The 14,370-nt window shown below is 74.6% G+C and carries 10 protein-coding genes and 1 pseudogene; 3 read left to right on the forward strand and 8 right to left on the reverse strand.

From position 1 onward, the window contains the following. Positions 1 to 118 precede the first annotated feature (118 nt). Complete coding sequence (pcrA, locus tag ACWD4U_RS00750) at positions 119 to 2,761, reverse strand: DNA helicase PcrA (RefSeq protein WP_363461795.1); 2,643 nt, start codon at positions 2,759 to 2,761, stop codon at positions 119 to 121. A gap of 299 nt (positions 2,762 to 3,060) precedes the next feature. Here pcrA and ACWD4U_RS00755 point away from each other — a divergent pair, with 299 nt between their 5' ends. Continuing rightward, positions 3,061 to 4,056: a C40 family peptidase gene (locus tag ACWD4U_RS00755; RefSeq protein WP_363461797.1), complete on the forward strand. Its 996-nt coding sequence runs from the start codon at positions 3,061 to 3,063 to the stop codon at positions 4,054 to 4,056. 7 nt (positions 4,057 to 4,063) lie between these two features. Here ACWD4U_RS00755 and ACWD4U_RS00760 read toward each other — a convergent pair whose 3' ends face one another. The 3 genes from ACWD4U_RS00760 to ACWD4U_RS00770 form a co-directional block, all read right to left on the reverse strand. After that, the gene (locus ACWD4U_RS00760) at positions 4,064 to 5,242 is read right to left on the reverse strand and encodes a glycosyltransferase family 39 protein (protein ID WP_363461799.1); all 1,179 of its coding nucleotides are present in this window, start codon (positions 5,240 to 5,242) and stop codon (positions 4,064 to 4,066) included. A 117-nt stretch (positions 5,243 to 5,359) separates the two neighbouring features. Next, on the reverse strand, positions 5,360 to 6,040 hold the full coding sequence (locus ACWD4U_RS00765; RefSeq protein WP_363461801.1) for a response regulator transcription factor: 681 nt from the start codon (positions 6,038 to 6,040) through the stop codon (positions 5,360 to 5,362). Continuing rightward, positions 6,033 to 7,445 carry a PspC domain-containing protein gene (locus ACWD4U_RS00770; RefSeq protein ID WP_363461803.1) on the reverse strand — a complete coding sequence of 471 codons (1,413 nt, stop codon included), beginning with the start codon at positions 7,443 to 7,445 and terminating at the stop codon, positions 6,033 to 6,035. The genes ACWD4U_RS00765 and ACWD4U_RS00770 overlap by 8 nt, the downstream gene beginning before the upstream one ends. 134 nt (positions 7,446 to 7,579) lie before the next feature. Between ACWD4U_RS00770 and ACWD4U_RS00775 the strand changes: the two genes are divergently transcribed. After that, the gene (locus ACWD4U_RS00775) at positions 7,580 to 9,064 is read left to right on the forward strand and encodes a PspC domain-containing protein (RefSeq protein ID WP_363461805.1); all 1,485 of its coding nucleotides are present in this window, start codon (positions 7,580 to 7,582) and stop codon (positions 9,062 to 9,064) included. Then, entirely contained in the window at positions 9,061 to 9,282 is a 222-nt protein-coding gene (locus ACWD4U_RS00780; protein WP_363461807.1) for a hypothetical protein, read from the forward strand. Before ACWD4U_RS00775 ends, ACWD4U_RS00780 begins: the two co-directional genes overlap by 4 nt. Positions 9,283 to 9,304: 22 nt before the next feature. On the opposite strand, the gene ACWD4U_RS00785 is transcribed toward ACWD4U_RS00780, so the two are convergent. The 4 genes and pseudogenes from ACWD4U_RS00785 to ACWD4U_RS00800 form a co-directional block, all read right to left on the reverse strand. Then, positions 9,305 to 9,814 carry a QcrA and Rieske domain-containing protein gene (locus ACWD4U_RS00785; protein WP_449787068.1) on the reverse strand — a complete coding sequence of 170 codons (510 nt, stop codon included), beginning with the start codon at positions 9,812 to 9,814 and terminating at the stop codon, positions 9,305 to 9,307. A gap of 30 nt (positions 9,815 to 9,844) precedes the next feature. After that, positions 9,845 to 10,366: pseudogene (locus tag ACWD4U_RS00790) on the reverse strand (DoxX family membrane protein); the annotation flags it as partial. Positions 10,367 to 10,504: 138 nt separating this feature from the next. Then, positions 10,505 to 12,091: a glutamine-hydrolyzing GMP synthase gene (gene guaA, locus ACWD4U_RS00795; RefSeq protein ID WP_363461811.1), complete on the reverse strand. Its 1,587-nt coding sequence runs from the start codon at positions 12,089 to 12,091 to the stop codon at positions 10,505 to 10,507. Between the two features lie 765 nt (positions 12,092 to 12,856). Beyond that, a complete protein-coding gene (locus ACWD4U_RS00800) occupies positions 12,857 to 14,326 on the reverse strand; it encodes a hypothetical protein (RefSeq protein ID WP_363461813.1) in 1,470 nt (489 codons plus the stop codon). Positions 14,327 to 14,370 lie beyond the last annotated feature (44 nt).

A 14,370-nucleotide genomic window follows, 5' to 3' on the forward strand; every position in this document is an offset into this window, starting at 1 on the left:
CGCCCGCCGGGGCCGCCGACCGTTTCCGCCGGTCGAGAGGAGGGGAATATCACAACCCCTCCGCCCGTCCGGCGGACCCGGTGCAGCGCCGTGGAGCCCGGTCGGGGCCCGGTCGCGGCTAGAGCTTCTCGACGGGGGCGTACCGGAGCAGCAGCTCCTTGCGGCCGGTGGAGCCGAAGTCGACGGTGGCCCTGGCCTTGTCGCCGATGCCCTGGGTGGCGACGACGGTGCCGAGGCCGAAGGTGTCGTGGCTGACCCGGTCGCCGACCGCGAGGGCGACCACCTCGCGGTCGACCATGCTGCGCGCGGACTTGCCCCAGCCCGCCTTGGGCGTGGACGTCAGCGAGCCGGAGGACGAACCACCGCGCGAGGACGAGGAGTTCGAGGAGTAGCCGCGGGAGGCGGGCACCGCGCTCGCGCCGGTGCGCTTCCACTCGATCAGGGTGTCCGGGATCTCCTCCAGGAAGCGGGAGGCCGGGTTGTAGGAGGGCTGGCCCCAGGCGCTGCGCAGCACCGAGCGGGTGAGGTAGAGCCGCTGCCGGGCCCGGGTGAGGCCGACGTAGGCGAGGCGGCGTTCCTCCTCCAGTTCCTGGACCTGGTTGAGGGCGCGCATGTGCGGGAAGATCCCGTCCTCCATGCCGGTGAGGAAGACCACCGGGAACTCGAGGCCCTTGGCGGTGTGCAGGGTCATCATCGTGATGACGCCCGCGCCCTCCTCGTCGTCCGGGATCTGGTCGGAGTCGGCGACCAGCGCGACCCGCTCCAGGAAGTCGGCGAGCGAGCCGACGGGCGGGCCGTCGTCGCCCTCGCCCTCGGGGCGCTCGCCGGGGTCCTTCTCGTACTCCAGGGCGACGGAGGCGAGTTCCTGGAGGTTCTCCACCCGGGTCTCGTCCTGCGGGTCGGTGGAGGACTGGAGTTCGGCGAGGTAGCCGGTCTCCTCCAGGACGGCCTCCAGCACGGCGGCGGGGCCGGCCCCGGACTCCACCACCTGGCGCAGCCCGGCCAGCAGCTCGTTGAACTTCTTCACCGCGTTGGCGGAGCGCGCGGCCATCCCGTACGCCTCGTCGACGCGGCGCAGCGCCTGCGCGAAGGAGATCCGCTCGCGGGAGGCCAGGGCGTCGATCATCGCCTCGGCGCGCTCGCCGATGCCGCGCTTGGGGACGTTGAGGATGCGGCGCAGCGGGACGGTGTCCTCGGGGTTGGAGAGGACGCGCAGGTAGGCGAGGACGTCCTTGACCTCCTTGCGCTCGTAGAAGCGGACGCCGCCGACCACCTTGTAGGGCAGGCCGACCCGGATGAACACCTCTTCGAAGACCCGGGACTGCGCGTTGGTGCGGTAGAAGATCGCCACGTCGCCGGGGCGGGCGTGGCCGGCGTCGGTGAGCCGGTCGATCTCCTCGGCGATGAACTGGGCCTCGCCGTGCTCGTCGTCGGCGACGTAGCCGGTGACGAGGTCGCCCTGGTCGCCGGCGGTCCACAGGTTCTTCTTGCGCCGGTTGGTGTTGCGTTCGATGACGGCGTTGGCGGCGCTCAGGATGGTCTGCGTCGAGCGGTAGTTCTGCTCCAGCAGGATGGTCGTCGCGTTGGGGTAGTCCTCCTCGAACTGGAGGATGTTGCGGATCGTGGCGCCGCGGAAGGCGTAGATCGACTGGTCGGCGTCACCGACCACGCACAGCTCGGCGGGGGCGATCTGGGCCAGCCGGGCGTCGGCGGGGTTCACGAAGTCGCCGTCGGCGGTCATCTTCGGGGCGTGCGCGGCGGCGCCGCCGCTGAGTTCGCGGACCAGGGTGTACTGGGCGTGGTTGGTGTCCTGGTACTCGTCGACCAGGATGTGCCGGAACCGCCGCCGGTAGTGCTCGGCGACGTCGGGGAACGCCTGGAGCAGGTGGACGGTGGTCATGATGATGTCGTCGAAGTCGAGGGCGTTGGCCTCGCGCAGGCGCCGCTGGTAGAGGAAGTACGCCTCGGCGAGCTTCTTCTCCATCGGGTTGGCGGCCTGGTCGGCGTAGGTCTCCTCGTCGATCAGCTCGTTCTTCAGGTTGCTGATCTTGGCGGTGAAGGACTTCGGCGGGAACTGCTTGGGGTCGAGGTCCAGGTCGCGGCAGACCAGGGCCATCAGCCGCTGCGAGTCGGCGGAGTCGTAGATCGAGAAGCTGGAGCTCATGCCCAGCTGCTTCGCCTCGCGGCGCAGGATCCGCACGCAGGCGCTGTGGAAGGTGGAGACCCACATCGCCTTGGCGCGCGGGCCGACCAGCGCCTCGACGCGTTCGCGCATCTCGCCGGCGGCCTTGTTGGTGAAGGTGATCGCCAGGATCTCGCCGGGCTGCACGCCGCGGGCGCCGAGCAGGTAGGCGATCCGGTGGGTGAGCACCCGGGTCTTGCCGGAGCCGGCGCCGGCCACCAGCAGCAGCGGGGAGCCGTGGTGGACGACGGCCTCGCGCTGCGGGTCGTTCATGCCCTCCAGCAGCTGCTCGGGGTCGATCACGGTCCGGGCGGCGCCGTTGCGGTACCAGGCGTCGCGCTCGGTCTCGGCGGCGTGGTCGGTGGCGAACAGCCCGTCCGGGATGTCCTCCTCGTACGCGGCGTACGCCGCTTCCTGCCCGGCGTCGTACGGGGCGTCGTCGTAGGGCTCGTCGGCGGGCGGGGCCTCCTGGTCCGACCACTGCGTGAGGGGCGGCTGCGACGCTTGCGGGCGGCGGCTCGACCCGACGGCAGGACGCTCGAAGCCGGGGAGCGGGAGGTCGTCAAAGAGGCTAGTCATGGCACTCCGAGTCTATGACCCGCCGCCGACAGCGCGGCCGGGTCCCCGGCGGCCGCCGGTCGGACGGGCAGCAGCGGGCGCGAAGCGGTCGGATCCGGCCGGTCGGCGAACCGACTGCCACCCGGAGCGGAAAACGGACCCACCAGTTCCGAACGTTTGCGGGCACGGCCGTGACGCGTCGCCGTGTCGTGCGGCACCGGCCGCTAACGTCGCCTCCCCACCGGCCGCCCGCGCCGCGGGCCGCCCGCCGGTCCGCCCCCGAACCACCCCGCGGGCCGGTCCGAAAGGAGAACGCCGCCATGGCGTCGCACCGCAGACCCCGCACCGCCACCGCCCGCCGCCGGCTCCGGATCGGCGCCCTCGCCTCGGTCACCGCGCTGGCCCCCGCCCCGCTGGCCGCCGCCGCGCCCGCCGAGCCGCCGCCCGGCCCGCAGCAGACCCGGGCCCGGCTGGACGCCCTGTACCGGGAGGCCGAGGAGGCCACCCAGCGCTACGACGGCACCCGCGAGCGGATCGCCGAGCTGCGCACCCGGGTCTCCCTGCTCCAGGACGAACTGGCCCGCCGCACCGACGCCGCCGAGGCGGTGCGCACCCGGCTCGGCGCGCTCGCCGCCGAGCAGTACCGCACCGGCGGCCTGCCCGCGGCGCTGCGCCTGGCCCTGGACGACGACCCGCAGCGGTTCCTGGAGCACTCCGCCAGCCTCGACCGGGTCGGCGCGCTGGAGCTGGCCGCCCTCCAGCAGTACGGGCAGCAGCGCGCCGGCCTCACCTCCCGGGCCGCCGAGGCCCGCGCCGACCTCACCGAACTCGCCGAACAGGAACGGCAGTTGGCCGAGGAGAAGGCGGCCGTGCAGCAGCGCCTGCACGAGGCCAGGACGCTGCTGTCCGCGCTCGGCGACCCCGCCGACGCCCCGGGCCGGGCCGGCCCGCCGCAGCCCGCGCCGAACGGCCGGGCCGCCGCCGCGCTCGCCTTCGCCCGCGCCCAGCTCGGCAAGCCGTACGTGTGGGGCGCCACCGGACCGGACTCCTACGACTGCTCCGGCCTCACCCAGGCCGCCTGGCGGGCCGCCGGGGTGAAGCTGCCGCGCACCACCTACGCGCAGATCGCCGCCGCCCCCAGGATCACCCGGGACCGGCTGCTCCCCGGCGACCTGGTGTTCTTCTACTCCGGGGTCAGCCACGTCGGCCTGTACACCGGCGGCGGGCGGATGATCCACGCGCCGCACCCGGGCGCCCCGGTGCGCTACGAGTCGATCGACGTGATGCCATTCGCGGGCGCGGTCCGCCCGGGCTGACCCGGCGTCAGGGCGCGTCGGGGTAGCCGTACAGCAGGTACCCGCCGTACGCGGCGGAGACCAGCGCGGCCATGCCGAAGGCCAGCGGCAGCACCAGCCGGTTGCGGGTGCGGGCCAGCGCGGTGGCGACCGGCAGCAGCAGCCCGAAGGCGGGCAGCAGGAACCGCGCCCGGGAGTTGAAGTACGCGGCATCGCCGAGCGCCAGGGCGAGCATCGCCGCGCTGTACAGCAGCACCACCAGCGGCTGGCGCTGCACCAGCGACACCCCGAGCATCAGCACCGCGGTGATCAGGGTGGCGGCGACCACCACGTCGGTGAACCAGACCTGCCCGCCGCCGGCGAACAGCTGCTTGAGCGACTTCCAGGTGGCCCGGCCGAGGTCGAAGTGCGACTCCCAGGCGTCCTGGACCCGGAAGTAGCCGTCCCAGCGGCCCATCCGGTGCCCGACCCAGGCGAGGTAGCCGACGAAGCCGAGCGGGGCCAGCGCGATCGCCCCGAGCGCCCGCCAGCCGCCCCGCCCGCGCAGCAGTTCCCACAGCGCGGCCGCGCCGATCGCCGCGGCCAGCGCGATGCCGGTCGGCCGGGTGAGTCCGGCGGCGGAGCTCAGCAGCCCGGCCAGGACCCACCGGCGGGTCAGCGCCGCGTACACCGCCCAGGCGGCGAAGGCGGTGAACAGCGCCTCCGAGTACGCGGCGTTCTCGATCACCGCGACCGGCAGCACGCCCCACAGCAGCACGGTCAGCACCCCGACCCGCCGCCCGTACACGTGGTCGGCGATCGCGAAGATCCCCCACGCCGCGGCCACCGCCGCCGCCCAGGACACCGCCAGCGCGGCCCACTCGGCGGAGACCGGCAGCGCCCGGATCAGCGCCGGGTAGCCGGGGAAGAACGCGTACGGCTGGTACGCCCCGTGCGGGCCCGCCACCGGTCCGGTGCCGGAGTAGCCGTGGTCGGCGATCGACTGGTACCACCAGGCGTCCCACAGCGTCGCCAGCCGGCGCAGCCCGCCCGTCTGCTCGTCCCGTCCGACGTGCACCGCCAGCAGCACGCCGGCGGCCCGCACCGCGAGGTAGCCGAGCAGCGCCGGCGCGGCCGCCCACAGCGCGCGCACCGGCCGCTCGGCGGGGCGCACGGAGGACGGCCGGGGCCAGGCGCTCCGGGCGCTCTCCACGGTCTCCACACGCACCGGTCAACCGTCCCACACCGGTCCACCGCATGGCCAAGCCATCCGCCGCGCCGTCACCTGACGTTCCCCCGGCGTGAGCGGCCGTCAACTCTCCGACAGCCGCCCGCCACCGCCGCTTCAGACCAGGCGGCGCGCCGTCGCCCAGCGGGTGAGTTCGTGACGGTTGCTCAGCTGGAGCTTGCGCAGCACCGCGGAGACGTGGCTCTCCACGGTCTTCACGGAGATGAACAGCTGCTTGGCGATCTCCTTGTACGCGTAGCCGCGGGCGATCAGCCGCAGGACCTCGCGTTCGCGCTGGGTGAGCCGGTCGAGGTCCTCGTCGACCGGCGGGGTGTCGGTGGCGGCGAAGGCGTCGAGGACGAAGCCGGCCAGCCTGGGGGAGAAGACCGCGTCGCCGTCGGAGATCCGGAAGATCGCGTTGACCAGGTCGGTGCCGGTGATGGTCTTGGTGACGTAGCCGCGGGCGCCGCCGCGGATCACGCCGATGACGTCCTCGGCCGCGTCGGAGACGGACAGCGCCAGGAAGCGCACGCCCTCGACCGCCGCGGAGCGGCGCAGCACCTCGACGCCGCCGCCGCCGGGCAGGTGGACGTCGAGCAGCACCACGTCCGGCCGGGTCTCGGCGACCACCCGGACCGCGGACTCGACGTCGTCGGCCTCGCCGACCACGTCGATTCCGGTCTCGTCGGTGCGCCCGATCTCGGCGCGCACGCCGGTGCGGAACATCCGGTGGTCGTCCACCAGGACCACCCGGGCCCGCCTGCCGGGTGCCGCCTCCGCTGACGCTGCCTCAGTCATCTGCCGCCCTCTCCATCTCCAACTCGACCTCGGTGCCGCCGTCCGGCGCGGGCCGCACCCGCGCGGTGCCCCCGTTGCGCCGCATCCGGCCGATGATCGACTCGCGTACGCCCATGCGGTCCTCGGGGAGGTCGTCGGGGTCGAAGCCGGGGCCGTGGTCGCGGACGAACACCGACACCGTCCTCCCCTCCACCTCCGCGTAGACCTGGACCGGTCCTCCGCCACCGTACTTGGCGGCGTTGACCATCGCCTCCCTCGCGGCCTGCATCTGCGAGGCGATCTTCTCGTCCATCGGGCAGTCGCCGACGCAGACCAGCTCGAGGTGGACGCCGTGCCGGTCCTCGACCTCGGCGACGACCGCGCGCAGCCGCTCGGCGAGGGTGTCGGGGGCGGCCTCGGCGGCGGCCTCCGGGCGGTAGAGCCACAGCCGCAGTTCGCGCTCCTGTGCGCGGGCCAGGCGCAGCACCTCCTTGGGGTCCTCGGCGCGGCGCTGAATGAGCGTCAGGGTGTGCAGCACCGAGTCGTGGACGTGCGCGGCGATCTCGGCGCGCTCCTGGGCGCGGATGCGGGCGGTGCGCTCCGCGCCGAGGTCCTGCCACAGCCGCAGCGCGGACGGACCGCCGAGGACCAGCGCGCCGGCCACCACGGCCAGCGAGGACTCGATGACCAGGGCGACCGGCGAGGCGACGCCCTGCATCACGAAGAAGCCGATGATGCCGGCCACCACCAGCAGCACGCCGGCCAGCACCCGCAGGTAGGCGCCCTTGCGGCTGCCCGGCTCCAGCCCGAACCAGCGCTGCCAGCGCGAGTCGTCGGCCTGCCGCCACACCAGCGCGACGCCGACGCCGACCGCGAGCAGCGGCCACACGTAGGGCTTGGCGGTCTGGATGCCGAGCACGGAGAGCAGCGCCATCACGCCGATCACCAGGCCGAGCAGCGCGAACAGCTGGCCCAGGCTGCCACCGCCGCCGCGCGGGGCGACCGCGGTGGCGCCGGCCGGGGCGGGGCTCGCGGCGGGGCCCTGCACGGTGCCCGCGCCGGGGGCGCCGTCCTCGCCGTGGAAGGTGCGGTCGAGCAGTTCGCGCAGCCGTCCGAGCCGGCGTCCGGCGGGCGACTCGGGCCGCTGCGGGGTCCACGGGCCGCCGGGCGCGGCCTGGTTGATGCCGAGCGGGACGACCACCCAGAACGCGGCGTACAGCAGGGTCCCGATGCCCTGCGAGAAGAACAGCACGATGAAGGCGATCCGCACCCAGGTGACCGGCAGCCCGAGGTGGATGGCCAGGCCCTGGCAGACGCCGCCGAGGATCCGCCCGTGCGGGCTGCGGTACAGCCGGCGGTAGGGCGGCGCGCCGGCCGGGTCGTCGGTCGGCGCGGGCTCGGGTGTTCGGGTGTCTGGTGCGGCCACGGCACCGATGGTGGCAGGTGCCGGGTCGGCGGCGCATCAGGGTACGGCCCTGAGCCCGCTCTCAGGGACAGTTCAGGGTCGCTCCCGGGCCCGCGACGGTTGGGCGGCCCGCCCGGGCCCGGGAGGATGGGGGCATGACGGACGACCAGAGCACGGGGACCGCCCCCACCGAACCGGCGCCGCGCCCGGCGCTGACCCGCTCCTCGCGGCACCGCGTGGTGGCGGGGGTCTGCGGCGGCCTGGGGCGGCACCTGGACATCGACCCGGTGGTGTTCCGGGTGGTGGTCGCGGTGCTCGGCCTGACCGGCGGCCTCGGCCTGTTCCTGTACGGCGTGGCCTGGCTGGTGGTGCCGCGCGAGGAGCCGGACGGCGAGGGCGGGCGCAACGAACTGCAGCGGGTGCTGACCGGGCGGGTGGACGGCCAGTCGGTCGGCGCGGTGCTGCTGACCGTGATCGGCACCGGGGTGTTCTTCTCCTCGATGGGCGACGGCGGCCAGCTCTTCCCGCTGCTGCTGCTCGCCGCACTGGTCTTCCTGGCGCTGCGCTACGACCCTGAGCGCCGCCGGCAGGCGGGCCGCGGCCCCGACGGCAAGCAGTCCGCCGAGGGCGGCCCGTACGACCGGCTCGGCGGCGCCGAGCAGTGGGCGGACTGGAAGTCCTGGGGCGAGGCGATGAGCCGCGACCTGCGCGGCGAGTGGAAGGCCCGCAGCGTGGAGTTCCACGAGCGGATGCGGACCTGGCACGACCAGCAGGTGTCGGGCGAGGTGCCCACGGACACCCCGCCGCCCGGCCCGTCCGGCTACCTGTGGGATCCGCGGCACCCGGAGCGCAACCCGTACACGGGCGCGCCGCCGCCGGGGGCGGAGGCGCAGCCGTGGTGGCAGCGCACCGACCTGCCGGAGGGCGACCCGCTGCGCAAGCGGCCCCTGGACCGGCACGAACTGCACCGGCAGCGGCGGGAGTTGCACCGCGAGCAGCGCGAGGCGCAGCGGGCCGCGCGGCGGCTGCGGCACGCGCGGCGGGGGAGTTCCGCGCTGGGCGCCTCGGCGGTGCTGGTGTCGATCGGCGCGGCCTGGGCGGTGGCGGCGAGCGACGGCGGGCACCACCGGTGGTCGACCGTGCTGGCGGTGGCGCTGGTGCCGCTGGGCCTGGCGATGATGCTCTCGGCCCGCTGGGGCCGCACCCGCGGACTGACCTTCCTGTCGCTGCTGCTGACGGCGGGTCTGGTGGTGTCGTCCGGCACCTCGGCGACGGTGGCGGGCAGCACCGGCGACGTCGTCTGGACGGCGACGTCGACCGGGCTGCACTCCCGCTACACCCACGGCTTCGGCGACGCGAAGCTGGACCTGGCAGCGGTGGACCCGGCCGGCGGCACCGTCTCGACCGAGCTGCGGCTGGTCGCGGGCGACGCCACGGTGACGGTCCCGTCGCAGGTGGAGCTGCGGCTGAAGCTGCGCGACGCGGTGGGCACGGTGAGCCTGCCGGACGGCGAGACCTTCGACGGGCCGGCGACCAACGAGAACGTGGTGCTGCTGGTCCCGGAGGGCCAGCAGTCCCGGGGTGTGCTGGAGCTGACGGTGTCGGTGGGCGCCGGTGACCTCAAGGTGGTGCGGGGATGAGGAAGCATCCGTTCGACCTGTACGCGCTGATCGCGGGCGCGCTGTTCACCGCGCTGGCGGTGCTGTTCCTGGTGGCCTCGCTGAACGGCCGCGAGGTGAACGGCCGGTTCGTGCTGCCGGTGGTGTGCATCGCGCTCGGTGCGGCGGGCCTCGGCGGCGCCCTGGTGGCGGCCTCCAGGCGCGGCCGGGACCCGCAGCGGTCCGAGCGCGAGGACTGAACGTCCGGCGTCCGACGGCCCGTCAGCTCTGCTGCGGGCCGAGCTCCAGCTGGTCGCCGTTCTTGGTGACCTTGTACTTGGGCAGCGGCTTCACGGCCGGCCCGGTGATCACCGCGCCGGTCGCGGCGTCGAACTTGGAGCCGTGGCACGGGCAGTACAGCTGGCCGTCCTTGGGCGGGTTGACGGCGCATCCGGAGTGCGTGCAGACCGAGGACAGCCCGGTGTACTGCCCGGCGGCGGGCTGCACGATGTACACGGCGTCGCCGCTGGCCGGGTCCTTGACGCTGGCGGAGCCGCCGACCGGCACCTGCGCGGCCGGGACCTTCACGCCCGAGCCGCCGGAGCCGCCGGACGCGCCGCCGGCGCTGCCGCTGGCCTGCGGGACGGGGCTGGTGGCGCCGGGCGTCGTGCCCGCGGCGGCCGGCGGGGTCTCGTCCCGGCCGAAGCTGGCGGTCAGCGAGCCGGAGAGCAGCCCGGCGCCGCCCAGCGCGACCGCGGCGATGCCGCCGTCCAGCAGGGCGCGGCGGCGCACCGCGTCCTCGGCGAGGCCGCGGGCCCGGTCGCGGGCGGCGCGGGCGGCCAGGTAGCCGTCCACCGACAGGTAGGGGGTGCCGGCCAGCAGCAGCGGTGTCCAGGCCATCAGGTAGGCCAGGTCGTTTCCGAGGTAGTACGGCGTGGTCTGCCAGCTGACGGTCAGCCAGAGGGTGGCGCTGAGCGCGGCGCCGCCGAGCGCGGCGACCCGGCCCCACAGGCCGAACAGGGTGCCCAGGCCCACCGCGAGCTCGCCGAAGGCGATCAGCAGGCCGAAGAAGGTGGGCGCGTCCAGGGCCGGGCCGAGCGCCCAGCCGATCGGGCTGGCGCCCTTGACCGCCTTGGTCTGCGCGTAGAACGAGGCGGCGTCGCCCGCGCCGGCCAGGTAGTGCGCGTCGGAGAGCTTGTCGAAGGCCGCGTAGACGAAGGTCACCCCCAGGAACAGCCGCAGCGGCAGCAGCGCGAACCGGCTGCCCAGCGCCTTCCAGTGCGCGATTCTCTCCCCCGCCGTGTGCCCGGTGTGCCCGTCGTGATGGTCGGTGACCGCCGCCATGCTCTCCGCCCTCTCCCTCACCGCCTGTCGTCCGCCGACAGGATCGGGTCCGATTGTGCCCGGTGCCGCTCGCACATGACCGCGCCGCCACTCCCCTGTACGGGGAGCGGCGGCGCGGTCACGCGATTGCCGGTGGGATCACTCCCACTCGATGGTGCCCGGCGGCTTGGAGGTGACGTCCAGGACCACCCGGTTCACGTCCCGGACCTCGTTGGTGATCCGGGTGGAGATCTTCGCCAGCACCTCGTAGGGCAGGCGCGACCAGTCGGCGGTCATCGCGTCCTCGGAGGAGACCGGGCGCAGCACGATCGGGTGGCCGTAGGTGCGGCCGTCGCCCTGCACGCCGACGCTGCGGACGTCGGCCAGCAGCACCACCGGGCACTGCCAGATCTCGGCGTCCAGGCCGGCCGCGGTCAGCTCCTCGCGGGCGATCGCGTCGGCGTCGCGCAGCAGGTCGAGGCGGTCCTTGGTGACCTCGCCGACGATCCGGATGCCGAGGCCCGGGCCGGGGAACGGCTGGCGCTGGACGATCTCGGCGGGCAGGCCGAGCTCCTGGCCGACCATCCGGACCTCGTCCTTGAACAGCTTGCGCAGCGGCTCGACCAGCTGGAACTCGAGGTCCTCGGGCAGGCCGCCGACGTTGTGGTGGGACTTGATGTTGGCGGTACCGGTGCCGCCGCCGGACTCCACCACGTCCGGGTACAGGGTGCCCTGGACCAGGAACTCCACGGCCGGGCCCTCGTCGGCGATGATGTCGGCCTGGGCCTGCTCGAAGACCCGGATGAACTCGCGGCCGATGATCTTGCGCTTCTGCTCGGGGTCGGAGACGCCCGCCAGCGCGGTCAGGAAGCGCTCCTCGGCGTCGACCACGACCAGCTTGACGCCGGTGGCCGCGACGAAGTCCTTCTCGACCTGCTCGGTCTCGCCCTTGCGCATCAGGCCGTGGTCGACGTACACGCAGGTCAGCCGGTCGCCGATGGCGCGCTGCACCAGCGCGGCGGCGACCGCGGAGTCCACGCCGCCGGACAGGCCGCAGATGGCGCGCTTGTCGCCGACCTGCTCGCGGATCAGCGCGACCTGCTCCTCGACCACGTTGGTGGTGGTCCAGTTCGGGGCGATGCCGGCGCCGCGGTACAGGAAGTGCTCCAGCACCTGCTGGCCGTGCTCGGAGTGCATCACCTCGGGGTGGTACTGCACGCCGTACAGCTTGCGCTCGTCGTTCTCGAACGCCGCGACCGGGACCACGTCGGTGGAGGCGGTGACGGTGAAGCCCTCCGGCGCGGCCGAGCAGGCGTCGCCGTGCGACATCCACACCGACTGCTGCGCCGGGGTGCCCTCGAACAGCGTGGAGCCGGGGCGCGAGACGGTCAGCGCGGTGCGGCCGTACTCGCGGGCGCCGCTGTTGTCGACGGTGCCGCCGAGGGCGGTCGCCATCAGCTGGAAGCCGTAGCACATGCCGAAGACCGGCACCCCGGCCTCGAAGATCGCGCGGTCGAGCTGCGGGGCGCCGTCCTCGTACACCGACGACGGGCCGCCGGAGAGGATGATCGCCTTCGGGTTCCTGGCGAGCATCTCGGCGACCGGCATGGTGCTCGGGACGATCTCGCTGTAGACCCGCGCCTCACGGACCCGACGGGCGATGAGCTGGGCGTACTGGGCACCGAAGTCGACGACCAGGACGGTGTCGTTCTCGGGTGCGGACTGGACGGGAGAAGCAGAGGACACGGACGGCCTTCCGGCGGCGGTACAAGGGGTGTCGGTACCCGAGTCTACCGGGCGGTCCGAACGCCTCCGGTTCACTCGTCTGCCGCCGCACCGCCCCGTGACCGCCCGGGGCGGCGAATCGTTGCACCGGGAGACCGTACGAGCCGCCGGCATCCGCCAGTTGCGGGCTGCACCGTACGGCGGACCACGCGTGGATCTCTCCGGTCCACCGGTGCGCGTGGCGGGCACGGGCCCGCCGTGGGACCGCGCCCCGGTGAGGCGGTCGGGTAGCAGGGGACAGCGAACCCGGCCGCGACCGGGCGGACCCGGGGTGTGGCGGCCGGTACCGGTGCCGGCCGCCGCACCTCAGTCAGCCGCCCGCTCCGGCGTACGCCCCGGTACGCCCCGCATGCCAGTACTACGGACAGTGACCGCCTCGGAGTGGTCGGGTCGGCGCCGTCCGGTGCCCCGCCCCGAATCGTTCCGGGCCGAATTTGCGTCGAATCGGTTGCACAGCACGGCCCTCGTCCACGACGATGCTGTGAGGCGGGGGGCCGACCGGCCACCTCCGATCCGTTCAAGGACCGTTGGCGAGAACGGTTCTCATCTCACGCTCCGTGAGGCCCACCCGGCCCAGGCGCGTGTCCCCTTACCAACCGACGCGACGGCGCTCCTCCCCCGGCGCCGTCACCCCAGCACCCGGCGCAGCCCTGACGCCGCGCGTGCTGACCGACAAAGGGCCCCGTTCCCCCGCGGGGCCCTTTGCCCTTCCCGCCCGACGGTCCGTCAACTCCCTTGCAGTGGACGGCGGTAGGCGTCGTGCGAGTCCAGCAGGTCGGCGTGCGCCACCGCGGGCTCCGGCTCGGCCGCCACTTCCACCAGCCCGTACGACTCGCCCTCCGGCCCGTACGACCCGCCCTCCGGCGCGTCCGGCTCGCGGACCGGCGCCGGGGTGCGCCGCAGCGCGTCCAGCACGGCGGGCACCAGCAGCGCCCCGAACACCGCCCAGGCGGCGCCGGCGGCCAGTACCGAGGTCACCGACCAGCCGACCAGGTCGGGCCAGGGGCGGGCGTCCAGGTCGTACCCGCCGGTCTGGGTGTAGCGCAGCCGGGTCGTGGTGCCGAGCACCAGCAGCGCGGGCAGGGCCGTGTACAGCACGGCCAGCCGGGCCCGGTCGGCGAGCGCGAGGCGGCCGCGGTGCGCGGACCAGCCGAGCGCCAGCGCCGCCAGCAGCACCGGCGCCGCCGCCAGCCACCACACCGCGCCGTGCCCGGCCAGGTCGTACAGCGCGAACGAGCTGCCCGGCTTCATGCCCATCCAGGTCGGGGACAGCGTGCGGGCCCCGCTGCCGATCGCGTAGACGAACAGCCCGCCGTTCACGGTCAGCGACTGGTGGTCGGCCAGCGGGTAGGGGTGGTCGGCCACCAGTCGCAGCACCAGCGCGACCGCGGTGAGCGCGGCCAGCAGGCCCGCGGTGACCCGCGCGGCGTGCTGCCAGGCGAGCAGCCAGCCGCCGAGCCACCGCCGCCGCGCGGCGGCCGCGCGCAGCAGCGGCGCGGCGTCCACCGCGAAGGCGAGCCCGGCCGCGGCGAGGCCCGCCGACAGCGCGAGCGGCAGCAGTGCCACCCCGGACTCGGCGTGCACGGTGTCGGGGGCGAGGTCCGCGACCGGGTTGCCGGTGGACAGCAGGCCGAGCAGCAGGGCGACGGCCGCCGACACCGCGCCGACCCGCAGCGCCTGCGCCGCCGCGGCGCGCGGGTTCGCGTCGGCGCCGGCGTCGAGCCGGGACCGGGCGGTCAGGCGCAGGCCCAGCCAGAGCGCGGCCAGCCAGCCCAGGGTGATCGCGTACGGCAGCACCTGCAGGGTCTCCGCCGACGTGCCCGGGCCCTCGCCCAGGGTGCTGGTCCACGGCGCGCCGAACGCGGTCAGGGTGAGCGACATCCAGACCTGGAAGCGGCTGCTCACGGCGAGGTAGAGCAGCGCCTCGTCACTGCTCGCCGAGCCGAGCACCGCGGCCGCCAGCAGCAGCCCGGTCGGGGCCAGCAGCAGCTTCCCGGCGGTCAGCCAACCGCGGTGCGGCACCGGCCAGTCGCGCGCCTGGTGGACCCGGCCCGCGCCCCACGGCGAGGCCGCCGCCGGCGCCTCGGACTCGACCACCGGGCCGATGGCCGGCCCGCCGGTCAGCGAGTCGCCGCAGTTGGCGCAGCTCGCCGCGCCGCGGGCCGAGGCGGCTCCGCAGCCAGTGCAGATGGGCATGGTCCGGCTCCCCCGGTACTCGAACGATCGAGGGCCCGTTATCC

The sequence above is a fragment of the Kitasatospora sp. NPDC002522 genome (assembly GCF_053595195.1).